This window comes from Phycisphaeraceae bacterium, from assembly GCA_019636555.1.
GTDB lineage: Bacteria > Planctomycetota > Phycisphaerae > Phycisphaerales > UBA1924 > JAFEBO01.
Genome location: JAHBXH010000001.1, coordinates 1,601,845 through 1,618,854, shown reverse-complemented (window position 1 = coordinate 1,618,854; position 17,010 = coordinate 1,601,845). Strand labels below are relative to the sequence as shown.

Here is a 17,010-nt window from a genome sequence, read left to right as displayed (position 1 = left end):
GGGCTTTTTCATTCCATGCGCGCGCTCCGGCCGGCCTCATTCGGGCTGGTCGGCCAGCCTCTCTTTCCAATACTCCCAGTTGCCGGCCAGGCTCTTCGCCATCATCTCAAAGTCCCAAATCCTGATCGGCCGTTCGAAACTGGCCACAGCCAGTCGATCCCCGGCGAATTGCAGCGCCGTGATCGCTTCACCCTCGTCGAACCCCGCCAGCAACCGGCCGTTCTCCACGTCCACGATCGTCAAACGACCGATTCGGTCGCCGATAGCGAGCACCTTTCCTTTTTCGTGAAAGGCGAGCGCGTATCCGACGGTCGTACCAAACCCGATCTCGCGCTCGAGCTTCCATGTCTTGCTATTCCATAACCGAACCATTCCATCGTCGCCCGTCGTCGCGAGTAATCGCCCGTCCGGAGAAAACTCCGCTGCGCGGCACCTCGGCTTGTGGCACTCAAAGTCAATGACCGGACGCAGGCTCCTTCCGTCGAGGACATGACACCTGCCGTTCGCCGCCGCAACCGCAAGAAACTCCCCGTTCGGACTCCACCGGAGCTGCACGAGCCTTGCGACGGCGAGTCTCGTTGCCGCAACCTGCTCCCAGGAATCCGTTCGGAGGAGAGCAATTCGGCCCCCTCGCATCCCGACCGCGAGAAGTGACTCTTCCGGGTTGAAGCGGGCGTGCGCAATGCCGCCATCTCCTTCAAGGTGAATCGATCGCAACAAAAAGAGATCGCTCGTCCTGAAGACGCTCAGCACGCCATCGAAACCACCTGCCGCTCCCAAGGACTTCGTCGCCGCTCGCGCCAATGTCGTCGCGCACGCTGCATCCGCGCGTAGCATCCACGGCTCTCGCCGCCCGAGTCCGCCCCAGCAGCGGACAAATCCGCGGCTGTCCGACGCCCAGATTTCCCGGCTTGCTCGGTCGAACGAAATATCGTGCGGCTGAACGATCGAGTCTTCGAGGTCGGCGCACGCACCCGACCCCGGCCTGGGCCACAAGCGAAGACTCCGGTTGTAGTCGCACGTAATCACGTAACTCTCATCATCCGCGATCGCCGTGACTCTGGCGCCGCCTTCATGTCCGCAAAGCATCGCGAGCCTCGACCAGTCCGAAGTTCTCAGAATCTCGACATTTGGGTCGCCGGCCGACGAAACAGTTATCCACCTGCCCGTCGGAGCGAACATCGGCACTGCGGCGTCGCCACTCGTGATCCGAAACCGCTGCATGTGGTCACCGGTATCGAGATTGCACACAACGAGATTCCGGCTGAACCCTATCGCGCCAAGGTTTTGGCTCTTGGAGATGCCGAGATTCGTTCCCATGATCCCAAATGGGTATTCCGCAATGGAATCGTGATTTGGCCCGAACCCGAACGCTGCTACCTCCTTGTTTAACTTCACCGAATGGACGTGAGCAACATCGTCCCGACCAACGTACAGCGTAGAATCGCCCTCGTGACTGATTCCTATAGCCCTTCGTTCGGAAAAGTCGGAAAACATCCGCCTGAGGGAAGGCAGTTCGAAGACGGACACATCAAAATCGCTCCACACAACCGCCGCGCTGCCGCTCGCGTCCATCCTCGCCCCGGCAATCGCAGACCTCCATTCGCCGCGTTGAAGCACTTGCCCGGTGGCGATATCGAACACGGTCATCCGCGCATTGCCGAAAGCCAAGCCGATGCAACCCGCGCTCGAAACAGCCTGAATCCGCGAGTCAGCGTCCGCGACGATCATCGATTCGCAATGGGTCAATCCGGGCATCGCCCATCGGTGAATGAATCCGTTCGAAGTCGCAACGATGCACTCATCGGCGCTGCAACTCGCAGCCGTCGCTTCGCTCTCGAGTGTAATCGATTTCAAACACGGATACGCCCCTTGGATTTCTGAAAACGCCCAGAGTGCCCGGCGCTCGTCGGACGAGCCGCCAAACAAAGCCTCGGCAAGCTCCAGCGGAGAGTCGGCGAGCGAAAGCAATTCTCGCCAGATCACTCCGTCGGCCTGCGGGCGTGATCCCGCGGCCCCGAGCGCTCTGGCGCGTTCGATCGCGCTCGTACGCAGCGCCGCTCCCAGCCTCTGATTGCTCAGAGTCTGCACCATGCCGAAAGCCACGAGCCCAACAGCCACTCCGGCCAATACGCCGACGCCGACCCGATGCCTCCACAGGGATTTTCGCACCACATACCAGCGGCTGTCTCTGCGCGCCTCGATCGTTTCGCCCTCGAGATACCGTCTGAGGTCCGCCGCGAGCGCGCCAGCCGATTGATAGCGTCGCTCCGGCGCCTTCGAGAGCGCCTTGTGAATGATCGTCCAAAGGTCCTCATTCGCTCGCAATCCACCCGCCGGACGCGAGGGCGGCGCGTTCGCGATATTCCAGATCGCCGAGTCGAGCACTCCCTCGACGCTGTACGGCAACGCGCCGAACGTCGCCTGGTAGAGCATGACTCCCAGCGCATACACGTCGCTTCGCAGATCCGGAGGGCCGCCCGAACCCGACACCTGCTCCGGTGCCGCGTACGCCAGCGTCCCCGCAAACTCGCCGGTCATCGTGATCCTGCCCCGCTGCTCGTCGAGATTGCTCGACCATCGCGCCACGCCGAAATCGAGCACGCGCGGCCGCCCCGTCTCGTCCACGATCACGTTCGACGGCTTCAGATCGCGATGGATGACGCCCTTCTGATGCGCATAGTGAACCGCATCGCACAGCTCCGCGATCTGCTCGAGCCGGGCGCGCCGCTCCGCATCACCCGCCGGAGCGATCGAGTAGTCCAGCTCGTGTCCCACGACATACTCGAGGACAAGCGCAAATCGTCCTTGAGGCATCGCGATGCTGTCGTACACCGCCACAATCCCCGGGTGTTTGAGCGCCGCCGCGATCTCGATCTCTCGCTCGAACCGCGCCCTGCTCGCGGGCGAAACCGGGTAGTCCTGCCGCAGAACTTTGATCGCAACGCGACGCCTGGTTCGCTGCTGGATCGCTTCGTACACGATCCCCTGACCGCCGCGCGACACCTCGCGCACAATCTCATAGCCCGCGATTTCCGGCGGGCCGTTCTCGATTCGCCGCGGCGAGTCCCGCAGCGCCGACGCGAACGCGCTTTCAAACTTCGCGGCATCGTAGATTTCGCGACACCGCTCGCACGTGCGCAGGTGCTCGGCGAGCCCGGCACCCGGCGCCGGCATCGCCGCCGAACGCTCGACTTCGCGGGCTGGCGGACAGGCCCGACTCACAAGCCATCCTCGTACGCCGCGCTGAGCGCAGACACAATCTCCCGAAGCCTCGAAGAAATCCTGCTCTTCGCGACGTACACCTGGTCCACCGAAATCCCGCATTCCTCCGCCGCCGTCTCGGGTGGCACGCCGCGTATCACAACAAGTTCGAATGCTCGGGTGTTGCCCGCGCTAAACCGTTGCTCGCAGAGCAAACTTTCCCACGCCCGCCTGAACAGGCTGTCTCGCAGCGCTGCCTCCCACGCGGACGCCACCGTCTCCACCGCTGGAAGTTCACGCATCGTCGTATCACCCGCGGCGACCTTGTCACGTCCGCGCCGACGCAGGAGGTCCGCGATGCGGTGGTGCGCGATCGAGATGATCCAACTGCTCAGACGCCCGCGCGAACGATCGTACTTTCCCGCGCGATAGTCGCGCACGCTCTGAAAAAGAGTCTCCTGCGCAACATCCGCCGCGTCCGCCTCGCCAAGGCCCATCGAGCGTGCCACGCCAAAGAGCACGTCGCGAAAGCGCTCGTCAAACGTCCGCCATGCCGCCTGGTTGCTCTCGTCCCGGAGCTGCTCGAGCAGCAAGGTCGTCGTGATGGGTGCCCCCGCAACCGCCAAGGAATCTTCCTCTTTTTCCGGCCATTGCCGCAAGAACCCTGAGACGGCCTCGCAGACTTGCCAGAGAAGCCGATCGGTCCAACGACCAGGTGACCCCGAAGCCACCGCCGCTGTTGACCAGTCTACCGGCTTTTGTGAAGGCATCCAAGGGCGTTTGGTGTGCGACGCCTCGCAATTCAACCCGATCGTTCTGGCCGAATTCGAACCCGAGCCAACCCCCCACCGGCGTTTCCTCTCTTGCCGGCGCGCCGGTTCACAAGGAGAAGACAATGAAGGTTTTCCGATTCGCACTCGCCTGCTGCCTCATCAGCCCGGCGGTTTCACTCGCCGATTTCAACGCCTACGAAAACAGCCGCCACACTCTGGGCGGCAGCAACAAGCCCGGTGTCGTCGCTCCCTATTCGCTCAAATGGATCGGCCAGGCGCTCAATCTGTCCACTGCGTCACCGTCACGATCGATCACCGGCGTCGATGCGGGTTTCTACTTTGAGGGTATTCGCCAGTTCAACGCCGGCGAAGTGCGCTTGCGTGTCCGCGTGTACGACACCTTTACTCCTTCCTCGAGTCTGGTCTTCTCGAATCTCGTCTCGGAGGAAGTCGTCCTCTCCCAGACCGCGTTTACGGGCGCCGCGCCGGGGTTCTCGCCCGCGAGATACCCCGTCGGACTTTCACCCAACACCCCCTATTGGAAATTCAAAATCCCGGTGACCGTGTCGTCCCTGGGCCCGATCGGAATCGCCTACACATTCGAAACACTCAGCGGCGGAGTCTGGAGTTCCGACCCGGGCCTCTACGCCATCGGTTACGGCTCACTCGCCGGCCCCACCGTCGGTTCCACCGCGATGACGCAAGGAACCGGCGTGTTCCGTACTTCGATCGCGTCTGCGAACCCCGGCAATTTCGCGCCCTCGGAATACGAGAACCCGACGTTCGCAGACCCCGGCGCGTTCGGCGGCATGGACGTGCGCGTCTGGACGGCCGTGCCGTCTCCGTCGGGCTTCGCGTTGTTTATTGCGACCTCCGCCTTCGCATCGCGCCGCAAACGGTTTTAGCCCTCGTCTTCATCGCAGACGAGCAGCCCGCTTCATCACTCTCCGCTCGCGCGTTCACTCGCACTGCGAAGATACTCCGCATCGTTCCGCACGCAGCGCCCAAGCATCGCAAAGTCTCACACTTGCACGGGTCGATCGATCGACCCCACCACCAGATTCGTTCCGCAATACTCGATCGCCATGACCGGGCTTTCGACGCTGAATCCCGCCAGCACCTTGCCCTCGGGAATCCCGACCTGCGTCACGCGGCCGGAGCGATCGCCCACCGAAAGAATGTGTCCGTCCGGATGAAAGGCCAGGCAAAAAACCGCGTCTTGATTGACCGAAATCTCGTGCTTCAACTTCCACGAATCGGTATCCCAAATCCGGATTGTTCCCGCTTCGTCCGTCGTCGCGATGACTCGCCCATCTGGCGAAAAAACTGCCGCTCGGCAGAGCTTGCTGTCCGCGTGCCAATTCGCTTGCAGCCGGAAATCCGGTATCGAGTAAACCCTGCAAGTCCCATCGCCGACGCCAAGCGCGAGGCGGTCACCCTTCGGACTCCATCGCACACTCGCGATCCGCCCCGTCGTCACATCGATCTTGTACACGATTGACCATGCCTTGGTCTCATAGACGACCGCACTCCCGCCATCGGTGCTCGCCGCGAGGTAACGACCATCCGGACTGAACCGAACGCTCCTCACCGAGACTCCGGACTGAACCGTCAACCTCGGGGCGATCTCTTCGCCGCTTCGCAGGAGCACGATCTCGCCGGTCAAGCCTGCCGCGGCGGTCACGTCGAACTCTGGTGAATACGCAACCGTGTACACCCCTTTCGGATCAACCCGATCGATCGAAGGCGGACCCGGCGCGGTCGCCGACCAGGTTTCAATCGTGCCTTGGTTGAATGCGCACGTGATCGCCTCTCGCTTCGGATCGAGCGCCAAATCGTGTGCCCCGACGGGAGAATCCGGAAGACTTCGACGCCAGCCCGCATCGGGCCCGGCCCACAGCCTCATCACCCGGGCGTTGTCCACGCTCAGGATGTACCGCTCGTCGGGAGAAACAAAGACGCATGAAGTTCCCCCCGCATGGCCCGGCAGAGTCGCCTGTTCCTGCCAATCTTTCGTGCTCCAGACCTGGACCCGCGAGTCCTGATTGGACTGCATCAAAAGCCAGCGACCCGATTCTGTAAACACTCCTTCAACGAGGTTTCCGATCGTTGTCAGAATCGGCGGGCGCACCTGTCCGCTCAATGTGTTGACGAGCCAAACCCGACGCCTGCGTCCGACCGCCATCATTTCTCCGGAACCGATTCCGGTCACTCTCCACTGGTCGTCGGGTCCGTGCGGATCTTTCTTTATTTGCCCCTGCGATACGACGAGCAGCTCCTTCTCCAGCTTTCCCGAAGCCAAGCCGAAGATCATCAAGCGACCATCCTCTTTGACAACCGCAACGCGGTCGCCCTTCGCACCGATCCACGGGCGCTGGCGGATGCTGACATCGCGAACTTCGAGAAGTTCGTTGAAGTCCGGCAGCGAGAAAACCACGACGCCCCGCTCGCGAGAACAGACGGCCAATGAATCGCCCGTTGGAGCGAGCGTCATGCTCGTTCGAAGATCCGACTCGTAGCGCGTCTCACCAAGCACCGTCCCGGTTTTCGACTCGATGCACTGAATCTTGTCGGCGAAGCGCACGAGCAGCCGGTCCGTTCCGGGAGAACAGAGGAGATCCAACGCCGGACGATCGATCAATTTTCGCTCAGACAACAACCGCAAGTCCGGAAGCGACCGCTCCCGTTCGATACCATCGGCGGACACGACGCAGACGCGATCGTGCTCCCACCAGGCGTCCGTCGCCCATTCGGCGGGCAGCATGACCGTCGCGAGGCAAGGCTGTGAAGCCTGCAATTCGGCCCCGGTCCAGAGCACGCTCCGCTGCTCCGGAGTGCCCCGAAACATCAGCTCCTGGGGCCGCTCGATCGCGTCTCCGATTCGCAACAATTCAGATGCAAGCATCGCCTGCGCCGCCGGCCGGTTTCCAGCGGCGCCCATCGCACGAGCCTGTTCGTTATTGCTTTCGCGCAGTGCCGCCACGAGGCGAGTGTTCTGAGCCTGAATCCGCGCGCCCAGCGCAAGCAGCCCGACGAGCGCCAGCAACACTCCCGACGCGGCGTATCGGTGGCCCCAAATCGCCTTCCGCAACACATAGAAACGGCTGTCTTGCCGCGCTTCGATCGATTCGCCCCGCAAATACCTCCGCAAATCCGTCGCCATCGCCGCGCCCGACTGATACCGCCGCTCCGCGTCCTTGGAAAGAGCCTTATTGAGAATGACCCACAAATCCTCGTCCAATTTCGGCCGCGGCAACCGGGCGGGCGGGGCGTTCGTGATGTTCCGTATCACCGTTTCGAGCGAACCGCGAACCTGGTACGGCAGCTTCCCGACGCAAGCCTGATACAGAATCACACCGAGTGCATACAGGTCGCTCCGCAAGTCAGGAGGTCCGCGTTCGCCCGCCACCTGCTCCGGTGCCGCGTACGCCAGGGTTCCGGCAAACTCGCCCGTCAGCGTAACGCCCGAGCGATCGGTTGCGGATGCGCCGAACCAGCGCGCAACTCCAAAGTCGAGAATCCGCGGCGAGCCCGCGGCGTCCAGCAGGATGTTCAAGGGCTTGAGATCCCGGTGAATCACGCCGCGCTGATGGGCGTAGTGAACCGCGTCGCAAACCCGTGCCACCAATTCGACTTCTGCTCGGACGTCCAGCGGACCGTGCGAACGCGCATCAAAGTGACTCTCGAGCGAAATCCCGTTCACGAATTCCAGGACGAGTGCATGGCCGCCCGCCGGCAGCGCCATGCTGTCGTACACCGTCACGATGCCCGGGTGATGGAGAGCTGCGGCGATCTCGATCTCCCGTTCGAAACGCGCACGCTGTGCACGCCCGATTCCATGATCCCGGCGCAGGACTTTGATCGCCACCCGCCGCCGAGTACGAGACTGCACCGCTTCGTAGACAATCCCTTGCCCGCCCTTCGAGATTTCGCGGACGATTTCGTACCCCGGCATCTCCGGCCGAGAAAACTCGATTGAATCATCCTCGAGCGCCCGTGTACTTGCTGCCGCGCCGAATTCGCGCGCAAACCTGGCATTGCGCACCCACTCCGCGCACGCGCCGCAAGTCTCGATATGGGCAGCAATCGCTCGGTCGGGCTCCCCGTCGCATGATGCGGACTCGGCAATCGCGAAAGCGTCGAGCTCGGATGCAGCCGGGCAAGGTTCGGACGCCTTGCTCATAGCCCGTCCTCATACGCCTTGGTCATCTCTTCCACAATCTCGCGAAGCTTCCCCGACACGCGATTCTTCGCCAAATAGACCTGGTCAACAGTTAATCCGCACTCCTGCGCGACCGCTTGCGTCGGCACGCCGCGGATCACCGCGAGCTCGAACGCCTTGATCGTCGCCGGATTCTGCCCGCTTTCGGCCTGGAGACGCTCCCAGGAGCGGCGAAAGAGGTCGTCGCGCAGTGCCTCATTCCAGGCGGCGGATACCGCGTCTACCGCCGGCAGAGCCACCAGAGACGTGTCGCCCACATCCTGGTTCGCACGCTGCTTTCGACGCAGGACATCGGATATTCGATTGTGTGCGATCGCGATGATCCACCCGCTGAGCCTGCCACGGGCCCGATCGTAACCCCCGGCCCGGAAATCCCGAAGGCACTGAACCATGGTTTCCTGTGCGACGTCCGCGGCATCGGCTTCATCTAGCCCGACCCTTCGAGCGGCACCAAAAACGATTCCCCTGAATCGTTCGTCTACCCGCTGCCACGCCTCCTGATTGCCCTCCGATTTCAGCTGCTCCAGGAGCAACGTGGTCGTCGTTTGACCGGTTCTTTCGCCCAGAAAGCACCCCCTTGTTGACCCCGCCTTTTTTCGCCAAAAAGTCTCGGTTCGGTGAAAGATTTACCCCCTTGCTCCGCAAACTTCTTGGAAAAAGGCAGCGCGCTCTCACCTTCGAATAGCCGTCTCAGTCACCCTGGACCGGCTGGTTCATGAGTCTATTCGAAACCGGTGGAAGGGCGAAGAAAAATGGTCCGGTGGGGCGGTTCGCACAGCTCGCCGATGGCTCCCTCAATCGAGCCGTCGAGCGAAACTGAGCGAATGTTGATCCTGACATCGCGACGGCACCGGGGTGGGTGTCGTCGCGATGTCAGGGTTTTTTTTACGTCAGCGTCGGGCGTCCCTTTGAGCTTGCACGACGCATGGGGTAAACGCCCTACTTCGCGGTTCCGAAATGGGCAAGGTTCGCCCGTCGCCCGATTTGGCTGCGGACTACAAGAAGCAATGTCCAGGTCCCGCGGCAGGCCCTCGCGCTTGCGTCGATAATGAGTGGCGCGGGCTCGGAACGACTCCCGGCCCAAGTCTGTTGTGCCGCCCAGACAGCAATCAAACTGGCCGGTGGCCACGGCGAGACCCCTTCTACGTCACTCTCTCACAGTTCGGCGCGAACTTGCTCGCTTGATCGGTGCCGCACTCGACAAGAGTTCATCCCCAACCGGCGGTATTCGCCCGAATCAGTCCGTCTCACAAAACAACCGGCGGCCCTTTCGGGGCCGCCGGCGCTACGTTCTGTTTTACGTAGGAGTAGGGCCGCGCATTGCGCGACTCCGTCGAGTCCGCGCTTAGCCGCGCAGCCCCTGCGTACATGAATCAATCACTGGATCACCTCCTTTTGAGAAAGCCCTTGCAGCCGACACGCGCTGTACAGCACGCCGCCGCACTTTCCCTCCGCGGGCCGTCACCCGCGGCACATCGCCCGACAAGCGTCCGCTCGGCGGTCGTCGGAACCCGCACTCGTTCGATGCGCCAGTGGCGTCCGTTGCGAGAGCGAGCACTCCAATACAACGATTATCGCCGATTTCCGGTTCGGATGCAACAAATTTTGTTTGAAGCAGATCTTGCTCCTGAACCACCCGCCGTCTTGACGAGCACAGATACTCCCGAGTGGGACCGCCCGAGAACGCTGGTCAGTTCATAAGCTGGCAACACTGTCCATAGATCTCTTGGGCGATCTCCATCCTCTGCGCGTAAATAGCCCAAGCCTCCAGTATGCACCAGGGATCATTCCCGCAGGCCGTGGCACTCCGTTCGTATTCCTCTAAAGCGTATTGAGCCAGCGAATTAAAAAGATCCATGCAAATCTCGGGACACGGAAGCGTCGTGTCATCGGCGCGCGCCGGCGTGCCCGAACACAACAACACCGCGGCACACAATACCCCCGTTGCCTTCATCAGTTTCTTCATGTCCAGCGCTCCTTCACGATTGCAGCGATACACCAAATCCGATGAGCAACCACTTTGCTCGTCACAACCTCGGCCGCTCGCGGCAAACGAGATCCGCGAACAGATTCTCGGTGGCCCTGAGTCTCGCCGAAATCCCGCCGGCACGCAACCCGCTTTCGAGTGACCCGCGCTAATTCCACCCGCTCTCAAGAGTTACATCTCATCACAAGTGGAGCAAATGGGGGTCATTGATGCATAGTTGCATCGATCCCACATCCCACATCTCGATTCACCCCTCATACTCACGAAACGCCCCCGCCTTGTCCTGCTCTTCCACGTACTTCTGAAACTCGCTCATCTTGTAACTGATGAAGCAGAACGCGTGATGCACCGCGAGCCACTCGAGGTCGCTCTTGTCTTCCCCGATGTCTTTGCGAAGCCGGTTGAGTTCCGCCAGAAGATTTTCCGCCTTCATTCTTGCCTCCAGTGCCGCGCTCTCACGCCGCGATCCGGCTCTTTCCCCAGCCGATTCCGAACAGCGCCGCAAGCACCAGCACGATACTCGCCCCGGTCGGCCAATCAAACTCAAAGCTCAACACCATCCCGCAAGCCACCGCGCAAAGGGCAAACAGAACGCTCAGAACCGTCACCGTCCCCGCGCGCTGGCTGAACTGCACCGCCGCCGCCGCGGGCAAAACCAGCATCGCCGTCGCCAGCACAACACCCGCAAGTTTCATCGCGGTCACCGTCGCGAGCGCGAGCATCACGAGCAGCACAAAGCGCATGAGTCCGGCGTTCACCCCGAACGCCGCCGCCGCCGGCTCATCAAACGTCCAGAAAGTCAGCGGCCGGCGCACCAGGAAAAGCCCGCCGACGATCAGCAGCGCAACCACCCCCGCCGCCCACGCATCCGCTTCGCTCACGCTCACGATCGAACCAAAGAGCAAACTCTCCCACGAAACCGTCGCCACGCGCTGCTGCTTCTCCGCGATGTGCAGCAAAAGCGAACCAAGCCCCATCGAGGCAACCAGCACGATGCCGATCGCGGTGTCCGCCTGCGCTCGCCCGCGTCCTCCGCGCCTTCCCGAATCTCCGCTCGTCAAGAACCCGATCTGCAGCGCCGCGAACAGGCAAAACAAAAACACAATCCCGAGTTGCGCGCTGAACGCGGCCCCACTCCCGCCCGCACCGCCCACCGCGGCAGCCCCAAACCCCAGCACATACGCGACGCCGATCCCGCCAAACGCCGCGTGGCTGATCCCCTGCCCGATGAACGCGAGCCTCTTCATCACGACAAACACACTCAGCAAGCCGCCGAAGAGCGCGATCGCGAGACCGGCCAGAACCCCGGGAAGAAAAATCGACCGCAGCGCCGGATCCGAGAGGTATTCGAGCGTCTTCACGCCCCACCTCCTGTGCGTTCTTCATGGGACCTATGAGTCCCTTGGGACCCATAGGTCCCATGTCCCTCGTGTCCATGATCATCCGAGTGATCGTGCCCGCACTCCGACGCCCGATGTGCATCGACGTGCAGATCCCCAAAGATCGCCGCGGCATCGTGCCGGAACACTTCCGCCAACACGTGGGGCGTCAACCCCTCCGGTGAATCGTGGTAATGCAAAGTCCGGGCAAGGCACGCGACCCGATCGCTCGTCGCCGCCACCGTCCGCAGATCATGGCTCACGACGATCGTCGTCAACTTCAATTCATCGTGCAAGCGCTGGATGAGCTCCGAGAACTGCTTCTGCCCCGCCGGGTCGATGCCGACGGTCGGCTCATCGAGCAGCAGGATCTTCGCCTCGCTGGCGAGAGCGCGCGCGATCATCACCCGCTGGAGTTGCCCGCCGGACAGCGTCCCCACCGGTTTTTCGGCAAACGAAGAAGCGCCCACCATCGAAAGCGCGCGATCCGCCTTCTCCCGCGCCCCCCGTCCGCTCGCGAAAAACCCGAGCCCGGCGCTCGCCGCCATCGATGCCGCGTGGCGCGCCGTAATCGGGAAAGCCAGTTCCGCTTCCACTCTCTGCGGCACATACCCAATGAGCCGCCTCTTCGCGGATTCTGACGGGGCCAAACCCTCGATCTCGATCGTTCCCGAATAGCCCCGCAAGATCCCGAGCGTGAGTTTCAGCAGCGTCGATTTTCCGCCTCCGTTTGGCCCGAGGATTCCCAGCCGCTCGCCTCTCCGCACATCGAGCGAGACGCGATCGAGCGCCGGCGCTTCGCCGGCGCCGTCGTACGAAAACGTCACGCCGCTGTAGCGGATGGCGATTTCGCTCGTTCTTGCCACTTGATGATTCATCCGGTGGATCGCCCGCAAGACTCGATGAGTCTATTTGTTCTTTGCTTTGGAAAGCCCGGCCACGAGCCCGTTCAGGTTCTCTTGCATCATCGCGATCCAGTCGCCGTTGCCCAGCGGATCGAGCTTCACAACCCGCACACCCGCGGCACTGGCAATGCGCTCGGCCGTCGCGCTGCTGAACTGCGGTTCGACGTAGATTGCTGTCACGCCTTCCTTCCGAACTGCCTGCACGATCGCCGCGATGCGCCCGGGGGTCGGCTCCTCGCCCTCGTTCACTCGAATAACCTCCGCAACCACCAGCCCGTACCGGTTCGCGAGCCGTCCGAACGCCGCGTGATGCGTGACGATCTTGTCGCCCTTGAACTTTGCCAGCGCTTCCTGAAACGCGAGGTTGAGTTTCGCGACTTCAGCCTGCTCCGATGCAAGAGCGTCTTCGAGATGCTTCTTCGCATCGTCGTTCCAGATTCCGGTCGCTTTCATCGCGTCGCGCACGCCATCCGCAAGCCGCGGCAGCGCCGCCTCGACCAGAACCGGATCGAGCCACACGTGCGGATCGACCGCGCCGTGATGATGCTCCGATTCGCCTTCGCTTGCTTGGTCGTCCGAATCAGCCGCTTGCTCGACGCCGGCGGCCGCGCCGAGGCTGAGATCGACTCGTTTCGGGGAAGTGTGAGACTCAAGAAACTGTTGCAGCTGTTGCTCCAGACCCAAGCCGACACAAACGACCAGATTCGCCCCTCCCACTCTCGCCATGTCGGACGGCGTGAATTCATAATTGTGCTCGCTCCGGCCCGGCGTCATCAGAACCGCGACCGATGATCCTTCGGGCAAGAGCGGTTCGATGATTCCCTTGAGGGGCGGAATGGTGACCACGACGCGCAGACCCGCGCCATCGCAAGGAGCAGCCAGGCACCACACGCAAAGCGCCAGCGCACGCAACACCCAATTCAACCGCGTCTGATTCATCCTGTTTTCTCATCGACCGCCAACGGAGCGGGCGTCATCCAATTTGAGAATTGATTCTCAATAGAATAGCCCTCCGAGGCCCGGAATGTTCGCGCCGAATTGGGCCGGGTTCAGCGTGCGGGATTGAGGCCTGTGCCCGATCCGAGCCCCCTTGTCGGGCACCGATGCGCCCGACCCGTCGGCGCGGCTGGAAGATTCTCGTCTCCGCGCTACACTCCCCACCCCGCGGAGTTTGTGGTCTTCGTGGGCACAATCCGGGGCGGTAGCTCAGTTGGTAGAGCGCATCGTTCGCAATGATGAGGTCGGGAGTTCGACTCTCCTCCGCTCCATTCCCCAGTGTCCTCTTCGTCCCTTTCCCTTTCCGTCAATCCCTCTCCCCGATTCCCCAAGCTCTTCAACGACACAAACTCCGACGTCTCAACCAGTTGCCACACCCCACGCCGATCCCACGCGAGCCGCTGATCCCTCAGGGTCAGGTTCGAGCCGAGGTTTCTGGTAAAATCGGCCTTCGGCCGTAACTCTTTGGCTCTTGCGATCGAACTCGCGTCACGTGAGGCATTTACGAATCTCCGCATGGGTTCGAGCCAAAGCGAGCCGTTCCCGGCTTCGAGCTTGGCTAGTTCCTCGCTTCTTGCTTTGTTTTCCAGAAGCAGGCGATTCTTTAGAGCCCGGAACTCCTGCAGGCTGAGGTCGCTGGACGCGAAGGCCAGGGTCAGGCGAGCTATCTGCTCATCGGCCAACCGGATCTCTTCTCGCAGTTTGATTCGCTCAGCTTTCCCGGCCTCGTGCTCGGAAGCCTGGATTCCGTCCAGCTTGGCGAGCAGCCGCTCCGCGGTCCGCGGGTGCATCGAGCATGCCTCCAGCAAGGCGTCGAGCTGGCGCGTCGCCTCTTCCTCCCGCAGGAACCGCTGGCGACACCGGCCTTTCTTCTTGGTGCACCGCAGATACTGGTGGCCCTTCTGAACCTCCATCGAAATCGTGCATCCGCACTCGCCGCAGCGGAACAGCCGCCGGTAGGCGAACCCCCTGTAGCGGCGCCCGCAAGCCATCTTTGCCCAGCTGCCGCCGCATTTTTTGGCACCGCTCGAACAATTCCTGCGAAATCAGTGGCTGGTGGGCCCCATCGACTGGTGGGCCCCATCGAACAGCTCTCCGCCATACCGCATGACCCCGCAATAGAACGGGTTCTGAAGGGCGTAATGGACCTTGGCCAAGGCGATGGGCTTGCCTCGAAGCCCCGTAGTCAAGCCCATGTCCTTGATCTTCTGGTGCAGGAATCGCACCGAATACTCGCCTGCCATCGCGTCTGCAACAGCACCGTGGTATGCGGTACCACTCAGCAGCGTTACGCCACTCGCATTCGGATCCTGCTGGAGCCATCTGCCAGTGTCGATGTCGAACGTGCGGTTCCGCGCGTACGCGATCAGCTTCGCGCCGGGAACCAGTCTTCGGGTTTCAAAGATCGAGCCAACTCCATTGTCCCACGACAGCGCCGGCGCGTCAAGACGATCGATCGCCAGCGTCTTGTGCCCGAAGACCATCGATGGGTGCGGATAGAACTGCTCGTACCAGTCTCCCGACACCGTCGTACGTGAAGTGCTTGACCAGTTCGCCGATATCCGAGCCAAGGCAGCCGGCAGGCAGGTTTGCGCCCGCCGCGGCAGAGAAGTACGCAAATCGGTCGGTCGGTGGCGTATCGGTTTGCGGGTTGGTGTCGAAGCTCTACTGTTCGTCACCCTCTTGCGGATCAGTGAGCATGGAGAGAAAAACTCCGAACGAAGGCGCGACCGGGAAGATGTCGTCTTCAGCTCTGTCCACGCCGGTCTCGTGAAGAGTTTCGTACGTCTTCAGGCTGACACGCCCGAAGAACAAGCCTGGCCTCAATTCGAGAAGCAGTGTCTCGTCGTCCCAGCACGATCCGAGGGGTAGATAAAAGGGCGGCAGCAATCCACATCCTTCGAATCGCTCGGCGTAAATGTCAACATAACTGAGAATCTCCGGTCCCGTTCCTGGTGGCCGTGGCGGAAGCCGATTCAAGGTGCGAATTCCGATGCGAACGCTCCCGCGCACGGAGTGCTTGAACCAGAACCATTTTCGAAAAGGATCTGAAAGCGGCTCGCTCAGTAGAAATTGCACATACTCGATCGGCAACCGAGTTCCGATCCTTGCTTCTAGTGCGTGAATTATTTCAAGCAATCGGCCTCCTCCTTACCAATCCGCTCGGCCGAGATGGCCGACTTTCTCGTGCAATTTCTCGGGAACAAGTTGCATTATGCCTCTCTTGGTGGAGTGATGATGCCATACCCAACCAGTGGGTGCTTTGGAAAGCCCTGCCGCTTTGTTTGCATCGATCCGCTCCTGTGCTCGTGTGGTGACATTGACTCTCACATTAGCACGAACCGCCTTGTCGTCGAAGAGCACGTAACTGCGTCCGCCTCCCGGTCTTGAATAAACACTGGCGTGGAACCCGTTTACAGACACCGTCCTTGCGTACCCAGCGACCCCGCGCGGCGAGTGGATTCTGCTCTTGGGGGTACGAGCACCTCCTCCTCCGACACTCGCCATGTCAAACCCATCGAGCAGATTGATCTTGTAGTCACCAAATCCAATCTCGAAGCAGTCTCGCAACCCTCGCATCAGCGCGACGGTCACCCAGAGATTCTCGGTCCGACTGTGTTCGTTGTCTCCAAGGTTGAAATCGCTCGCCCATTCGACGTCCCATGTCTGCCTCGATGCATACTCGCTGACCATTCCAGAGAGAGCGCCCCGAATGAAATCTCCGGGAGTCGGAAGGCTGAAACTCGCACCAAATAAATCTTCTACAAATTCGTCGCCGGAGTACAAGCCCAACGGATCCCGTCGTTGTATTACTTCAGAGCCGCCGTACTCAAACAGGCTTAGCCCGTCCGCGATCCGTTCTTCCAACTGGACCAAGATCGCGGAAACGATTGGTGCTGCGCCATGCATCGCAGACCTAAGCGTGCTAATTCCACTCGCATTCGGATCCTGCTGGAGCCAACGGCCGTTGGCGATGTCGAGCGTGCGGTTCCGCGCGTACGCGATCAGCTTCGCGCCGGGAACCAGTCTTCGGGTTTCAAAGATCGAGCCAACTCCATTGTCCCACGACAGCGCCGGCGCGTCAAGACGATCGATCGCCAGCGTCTTGTGCCCGAAGACCATCGATGGGTGCGGATAGAACTGCTCGTACGGGAACCGGTACCACTCCACCGTCCCCCTCTTGTTCACCTGCACCAGCCGGTTCCACGCGTCGTACTGATAGAAGTACTCGTCGTCGTACACCAGATTCCCGTTCGGGTCGCTCCGGTAGTGGCTGTGCGTCTCGATCGGGGCCGGTGTTGCGTACGGATCGGTGGACTGGATTCCCCGTAGAGCGCTCCCGTGCAGGTTCGTCATCCACTCGCTCGGAAGCTGGTTTTTCGACTGCGTCACCGTCGGCGCGTCGGCCGCGTGATGCCGCTCGAACACTTCGCTCACTCCACTCGGGGGCGTCCCGTCGAACGACACCTCGTGCCCGTAGTCCGTCGTGTACCACGTGCTCAGGCCGAAGCACAAGCCGAACAAGTAGCCCAAAATCCGCATC

Annotated in this window: 13 protein-coding genes and 1 tRNA gene; 2 read left to right on the top strand and 12 right to left on the bottom strand. The window is 61.6% G+C overall.

Going from position 1 to position 17,010, the window contains the following annotated elements:
* Window positions 1-36: 36 nt before the first annotated feature.
* Together KF691_06735 and KF691_06730 are read right to left on the bottom strand one after the other, a co-directional pair.
* Window positions 37-3,225, bottom strand: a complete 3,189-nt coding sequence (locus KF691_06735; protein MBX3389136.1) for a protein kinase — start codon at window positions 3,223-3,225, stop codon at window positions 37-39.
* Complete coding sequence (locus tag KF691_06730; GenBank protein ID MBX3389135.1) at window positions 3,222-3,830, bottom strand: RNA polymerase sigma factor; 609 nt, start codon at window positions 3,828-3,830, stop codon at window positions 3,222-3,224. Before KF691_06730 ends, KF691_06735 begins: the two co-directional genes overlap by 4 nt.
* A gap of 269 nt (window positions 3,831-4,099) precedes the next feature.
* Between KF691_06730 and KF691_06725 the strand changes: the two genes are divergently transcribed.
* Entirely contained in the window at window positions 4,100-4,882 is a 783-nt protein-coding gene (locus KF691_06725; GenBank protein MBX3389134.1) for a hypothetical protein, read from the top strand.
* 116 nt (window positions 4,883-4,998) lie between these two features.
* On the opposite strand, the gene KF691_06720 is transcribed toward KF691_06725, so the two are convergent.
* The 7 genes from KF691_06720 to KF691_06690 all read right to left on the bottom strand — a co-directional run bounded on the left by KF691_06720 (window position 4,999) and on the right by KF691_06690 (window position 13,409).
* Entirely contained in the window at window positions 4,999-7,932 is a 2,934-nt protein-coding gene (locus tag KF691_06720) for a protein kinase (GenBank protein MBX3389133.1), read from the bottom strand.
* A 224-nt stretch (window positions 7,933-8,156) separates the two neighbouring features.
* Entirely contained in the window at window positions 8,157-8,732 is a 576-nt protein-coding gene (locus tag KF691_06715; protein MBX3389132.1) for an RNA polymerase sigma factor, read from the bottom strand.
* A gap of 1,157 nt (window positions 8,733-9,889) precedes the next feature.
* Window positions 9,890-10,165 carry a hypothetical protein gene (locus KF691_06710; protein ID MBX3389131.1) on the bottom strand — a complete coding sequence of 92 codons (276 nt, stop codon included), beginning with the start codon at window positions 10,163-10,165 and terminating at the stop codon, window positions 9,890-9,892.
* A gap of 268 nt (window positions 10,166-10,433) precedes the next feature.
* On the bottom strand, window positions 10,434-10,619 hold the full coding sequence (locus KF691_06705) for a hypothetical protein (GenBank protein ID MBX3389130.1): 186 nt from the start codon (window positions 10,617-10,619) through the stop codon (window positions 10,434-10,436).
* 22 nt (window positions 10,620-10,641) lie between these two features.
* Entirely contained in the window at window positions 10,642-11,547 is a 906-nt protein-coding gene (locus tag KF691_06700) for a metal ABC transporter permease (protein MBX3389129.1), read from the bottom strand.
* A complete protein-coding gene (locus KF691_06695) occupies window positions 11,544-12,431 on the bottom strand; it encodes a metal ABC transporter ATP-binding protein (protein MBX3389128.1) in 888 nt (295 codons plus the stop codon). Before KF691_06695 ends, KF691_06700 begins: the two co-directional genes overlap by 4 nt.
* Window positions 12,432-12,473: 42 nt before the next feature.
* Window positions 12,474-13,409, bottom strand: coding sequence for a zinc ABC transporter substrate-binding protein (locus KF691_06690; GenBank protein ID MBX3389127.1), 936 nt, complete (start codon window positions 13,407-13,409; stop codon window positions 12,474-12,476).
* A 256-nt stretch (window positions 13,410-13,665) separates the two neighbouring features.
* Between KF691_06690 and KF691_06685 the strand changes: the two genes are divergently transcribed.
* Window positions 13,666-13,738: transfer RNA gene (locus KF691_06685), tRNA-Ala, on the top strand.
* Between the two features lie 774 nt (window positions 13,739-14,512).
* On the opposite strand, the gene KF691_06680 is transcribed toward KF691_06685, so the two are convergent.
* From KF691_06680 to KF691_06670, 3 genes are all read right to left on the bottom strand, one after another.
* The gene (locus tag KF691_06680; GenBank protein MBX3389126.1) at window positions 14,513-15,037 is read right to left on the bottom strand and encodes a hypothetical protein; all 525 of its coding nucleotides are present in this window, start codon (window positions 15,035-15,037) and stop codon (window positions 14,513-14,515) included.
* A 94-nt stretch (window positions 15,038-15,131) separates the two neighbouring features.
* The gene (locus tag KF691_06675; protein ID MBX3389125.1) at window positions 15,132-15,356 is read right to left on the bottom strand and encodes a hypothetical protein; all 225 of its coding nucleotides are present in this window, start codon (window positions 15,354-15,356) and stop codon (window positions 15,132-15,134) included.
* A gap of 261 nt (window positions 15,357-15,617) precedes the next feature.
* The gene (locus tag KF691_06670; protein ID MBX3389124.1) at window positions 15,618-17,009 is read right to left on the bottom strand and encodes an HNH endonuclease; all 1,392 of its coding nucleotides are present in this window, start codon (window positions 17,007-17,009) and stop codon (window positions 15,618-15,620) included.
* Between the last annotated feature and the right edge of the window lies 1 nt (window position 17,010).

Excerpts from the sequence above, each read along its gene's own strand:
- KF691_06725 (MBX3389134.1), top strand. The coding sequence starts at position 4,100 with ATGAAGGTTTTCCGATTCGCACTCGCCTGCTGCCTCATCAGCCCGGCG.
- KF691_06720 (MBX3389133.1), bottom strand. The coding sequence starts at position 7,932 with ATGCCGGGGTACGAAATCGTCCGCGAAATCTCGAAGGGCGGGCAAGGG.
- KF691_06710 (MBX3389131.1), bottom strand. The coding sequence starts at position 10,165 with ATGAAGAAACTGATGAAGGCAACGGGGGTATTGTGTGCCGCGGTGTTG.
- KF691_06705 (MBX3389130.1), bottom strand. The coding sequence starts at position 10,619 with ATGAAGGCGGAAAATCTTCTGGCGGAACTCAACCGGCTTCGCAAAGAC.
- KF691_06690 (MBX3389127.1), bottom strand. The coding sequence starts at position 13,409 with ATGAATCAGACGCGGTTGAATTGGGTGTTGCGTGCGCTGGCGCTTTGC.
- KF691_06670 (MBX3389124.1), bottom strand. The coding sequence starts at position 17,009 with ATGCGGATTTTGGGCTACTTGTTCGGCTTGTGCTTCGGCCTGAGCACG.